A 4,490-nucleotide genomic window follows, 5' to 3' on the forward strand; every position below is an offset into this window, starting at 1 on the left:
CGTAGAGCAGCCGGACGTGATCGGCTGCTCTACGACTACCTCGACGCGGGCGACCCGGACGGATGCGGCTCACTGCTGCACGAGGCGGTGGTGGTGCAGCTCCCGGGGCGCCCGCCCGCCCGGGGCCGTGCGGAGGCACTGCGCGCCCACGCCCTGCCCGCCCTCCCCCGGGTCCGCCACGCCGTCGACCGCCTGACGGCCCGCGACCGCACGGTGACCGTCACCGGCCGCCGGATCCCCGCGGACGGCGCCGCCCCGGAGCAGCGCTTCGTGGACGTCTTCACCGTCGGGGACGACGGCCTGCTGCGCACCTGGGCGCGATCCTTCACCGCCGTACCGTAACGGCCGCCCGGAAACAGGGGGCGAGCTCCGGCTGAACACCGCCGGTCCCGCGAGCGCACGCCAGTCCGGCCCCGCGGACCGTGCCGGGGTCGGGGCCCGCCCGCCGGTGGCCGCGCCGGGCGCCGGGTCCCTCCCCCGCGGTGCGTCCGTGGCGGGCCGTCCGGCCCGTCAGGCCTCGATCGCCTCCGCGACCGAGCCGTGGAGGGAGAACACGGTGTCGGCGCCGGTCAGCTCCAGCACCCTCATCACGCCGGGGGTGACCCCGGCCAGGCGCAGCTCCGACCCCGCGGCGACCGCCGCCGCGCGGGTGCGCAGCAGCAGGTTCAGGCCCGAGGAGTCGCAGAAGCCGACCTGCGCGAGGTCGACCACCAGCGCCGACGGCCGCTCCTCGGCGAGGCCGGTCAGCCCCTCCTGGACGGCCGCCAGCGTGTCGAAGTCGAGGTCCCCGACGATCGTGACCACGGTCACGCCCGTCTCGGTCCGGCGCGTCCGCAGCGACACCGCGGCCTCGGCGCGCGGCACCTCGGCCGGTGGCGCCTCCGGCCCGGGCGCGCCCTGTGCCGCGGTCTCCTGCCCGTTGTCGGCTCGCATCGTGATGGTGTGCTCCTTGCGTACGAACGGAAAAGGGGGCTATCCGCGCTCAGGTTCCTGGACCAGGACGCCGACGAGGCAGGTGTCGTCGTCCGTGTCCGAGCCGCTGTAGCGCAGGAGGTGGTCCAGGCGCGCCTCGAGGGAGTTGGGGCGCTCCCCGGACTCGCTCTCGGCCTTCTCGGTCAGGGCGACCAGGTTCGCCAGGGAGGTCTGCAGCCCCTGGTCACGGCGTTCGATGAGGCCGTCGGTGTACATCACCAGGACGTCACCGGGCTGGAGGTGGACCTCCTCCTCGTCGTACTCCGCCTGTTCCAACACGCCGAGGAGGATACCGCCGAGCTGCGGAAGGGTGGTGGCGCGCCCCTCCCGCAGGAGGACGGGAGGCAGGTGCCCGGCGCGCGCCCAGCGCAGACGGCGGGTCACGGGGTCGTACAGTCCGCAGGCCGCGGTCGCCGTGAGGTTCTCGGTGAGCTGGTGCGTGATGCTGTTGAGCCAGGTCAGCAGCTGCGCGGGGCCCGCGCCGGTGGCGGCGAGGCCGCGCAGGGCGTTGCGCAGCGCGACCATGCCGGTGGCGGCGTCGATGCCGTGGCCGGCGACGTCCCCCACGCACAGCAGCACCTCGCCGGAGGGCAGGGTGAGGGTGTCGTACCAGTCACCGCCCACGAGGTGCTCCTTCTCGGCCGGCCGGTAGCGGACGGCCACCTGCAGGTCGTGGAGGCTGAAGGTGCCGCGGGCCGGCGGCATGATCGCGTGCTGCAGCTGGAGGACGAGCCGGTTGCCCTCGGCCGCCTGCAGCTCGGTCTGGATCAGCTGGTCCCGCGTCGCGGCGAGCGCCACTTCCGTCCAGTGCTGGGCGGAGATGTCCTGGTACGCCCCGCGGACGATGCGCAGGCCCGCGTCGGGGTCGCGCACCGGCTCGGCGACGATACGGATGTGGCGGGCCACCCCGTCGGGGCGCTGCAGCCGGAAGGCCGTGGACGCCGGCCGCTCGTGGTGCAGCAGCCTGCGCAGGAACCGGCCGATGTTGTGCTGGTCGTCGGGGTGGACGTGATCGGCGAGCTGGTCCAGCGGGATCGGCTGCGCGGTGGGCGACAGACCGTGCAGCTCGTAGACGGTCTCGTTCCAGGCGATCTGGCCGGTCTGCAGGTTCTCCTCGAAACCGCCGATCCGTCCGAGGCGCTGGGCGTGCTGGAGCAGCCGCGCCACCCGGGGCGTTCCGTCGTCGAGGCGCCAGACCACGGCCACGCTGTCGCCGTGACGGCTGATGCTCACCCGGGCCCGGGCGCTGAGCGGCACGCCTTCGACCATGGCCGTGAGCTTCATGTTGGTGGCGCGGAACGGCTCACCGGTGACGAAGACGTGCTCGACCTTCTCCATGAGGCCGCCGGCTTCCGCCGCGAGCGGGTACGCCTCCAGGAGACCGGCGCCCACGATGGCGCCGGCGGGGCGGCCGGCGAAGTCGACGAAGGCCGGGTTGACGTACCGGATGGTGAATTCGAGCGGCATCTCCGCGCTGTCCGGCGCCATCTGGAGGATGAGGCAGGGGTCGGAGAGGCCGTCGACGAGCCGGCGGAGGTCCTCCAGGTGCGCGTCCGGGGCGTCCTGTTCGGTGCCGCCGAGGTCGGACCAGGTCTCCAGGGTCGCCGCGGCCAGCTCCGCGAGCGCCTCGAACTGCCGCTCCAGCGACTGCGACAGCGCCGGCAGCCGGTCGGGCCAGCAGATCTCGAGGACGCCCGTGAGCCGTCCGCCGATCCCGGCGGGGACGGCGAGCCGCCCGCCGCCCACGTCGTGCTGCCCGATCGACGGCAGGGCGGCGTCGGCCAGGGTGGTGTAGCCGACGGCGGCCCGCTCGTCGAGGGCCCGGCGGGCGGGCGTGGGCACGCCGGGCGGCACGTGCCGCCAGCGGGTGGCCTCCTGGGGGCTGAAGCCCGCGCTGCCGGCGAGGGACAGGGACTGGTCGGGGTGGGCCGCCCAGATGGCGACGGCGACGGCGCCGAGCGGGCGGAGCGCCTGGTCGAGCATCGAGCGGGCCGCCGCCCCGGTGTCGCCGCCCGCGAGGGCGTGCGCCTCGGCGCAGCGCAGGCGCAGCGCGGCGGAGTCGGCCGCGGGCTCGGCCGAGGACCGGACGAAGTCGCGGGCGATGGCGGAGATCCGGTCCTCGGCCGCCTGGTTGACGAGATCGGCCGCGAGCTCCAGGACGGAGACGTCGGCCTGGGCTGCCAGGTCGGACAGCTGGACGGCGGCTTCGGCGGGGCTGCAGCCGAGCCGCTCGATCAGCATGCCCATGGCCATTTCGACCAGGGCACGCCCCGCGGCGTCGGCGTGGGCCCGCTGGAGCTCCTGGCGCAGCCGCTCGACGGTGGTCGCCAGCCGTCCGACGGCGGAGGCGTCCGCGCCGCGGTCGGCCACCGGGTCCTGCTCATGGGCGGGCGCGGACGCCGGCCGCACGGCCGGGTCACGCTGGGGCCCGACCCTGTGCCCGTCGGCGGACACGGCGGCGAGGCCGCCGTGCGCGCCGGGCGGTTCGGAAGACTGGTGCACGTCAGGACGCTCCTCGGATCCGTGGAATGCTATCGGCCGGTGCGCCCTACAGCGCCACGTGGTGCTTGAGGCGGCTGATCAGCTCCGCGGAATCGACCGGCTTGGTGATGTAGTCGGTGGCTCCCGACGCCAGACTCTTCTCCCGGTCGCCGACCATCGCCTTGGCCGTGACCGCGATGATCGGCAGCCGGGCGTGTTCCGGCATCGCCCGGATCGCGGCGGTGGCCGTGTAGCCGTCCATCTCCGGCATCATCACGTCCATCAGGATCACGTCGATGTCGGGGTGCGCCGCCAGGGCGTCGAGCGCCGCGCGCCCGTTCTCCGCCTGCATGACGCGCATCCCGTGCAGTTCCAGGACGCCGGTGATCGCGTACAGGTTGCGGTCGTCGTCGTCCACGACGAGGGCGGTACGGCCCGCGAGGGACGTGTCCACGTCCGACTGCCAGGCGACGCTCGTGGTGTCCGTGCCGCGCACCAGCGGGACGACGTCCCCGGGGCGGTCGGCGCTCATGTGCAGGGCGATGCGCTCGCGCAGCTCGTCGAGGCTGGTGATCACCTCCAGGAGCCGTGCGCCGTCCTGCCGCTTGAGCAGGCGCTCGTCCTCGGACGCGACCCCCCGGCCGCTGTGGACCAGGACGGGCACCGACTGGAGGGCCGGGTCGCGTTCCATCCCCTCCAGCAGGGCGAAGGCCGCGCCGTCGGCGAGGTCCAGGTCGAGGACCAGGCAGTGGCACGGGTGGGTGGCCAGGGTGCTCGCCGCCTCCTGGGCGCCGACCGCCGTGATGACCTCGACCCCGCGCTGGCCGGGTGCCTCGGCCTGGCGGTGCAGGTCGCCGAGGGCGCTCTCGGCCACCAGCGAGAGGAGGCCGTTGGGCCGTGCCTCGACCACGAGGAGGCGGCGCTGCTGGGCGGTCGCCACGCCGGCCGCCGGGCCCCCGTCGTACGTGACGGTCCCCTCGATGGCGACCTGCTCGCGCGCCTCCAGGGGGCGTACCGGCGCGGTCTCGGCGAAGTCC

Annotated in this window: 4 protein-coding genes; 1 reads left to right on the forward strand and 3 read right to left on the reverse strand. The window is 74.8% G+C overall.

The window, feature by feature from the left end:
- Positions 1 to 342: nuclear transport factor 2 family protein (locus tag RIF68_RS28320; RefSeq protein ID WP_309054140.1), on the forward strand; the 342-nt coding region annotated here is incomplete at its 5' end.
- A gap of 168 nt (positions 343 to 510) precedes the next feature.
- Here the strand turns inward: RIF68_RS28320 and RIF68_RS28325 are convergent.
- The 3 genes from RIF68_RS28325 to RIF68_RS28335 form a co-directional block, all read right to left on the reverse strand.
- Positions 511 to 933, reverse strand: a complete 423-nt coding sequence (locus tag RIF68_RS28325) for an STAS domain-containing protein (protein ID WP_309054141.1) — start codon at positions 931 to 933, stop codon at positions 511 to 513.
- 39 nt (positions 934 to 972) lie between these two features.
- Entirely contained in the window at positions 973 to 3,474 is a 2,502-nt protein-coding gene (locus tag RIF68_RS28330) for a SpoIIE family protein phosphatase (protein WP_375165750.1), read from the reverse strand.
- A gap of 46 nt (positions 3,475 to 3,520) precedes the next feature.
- The coding region (locus RIF68_RS28335) for a response regulator (RefSeq protein ID WP_309054142.1) at positions 3,521 to 4,490 on the reverse strand (970 nt) is incomplete at its 5' end.

The sequence above is a fragment of the Streptomyces sp. genome, assembly GCF_031178505.1.
In the GTDB taxonomy this organism is placed as follows: domain Bacteria; phylum Actinomycetota; class Actinomycetes; order Streptomycetales; family Streptomycetaceae; genus Streptomyces; species Streptomyces gulbargensis.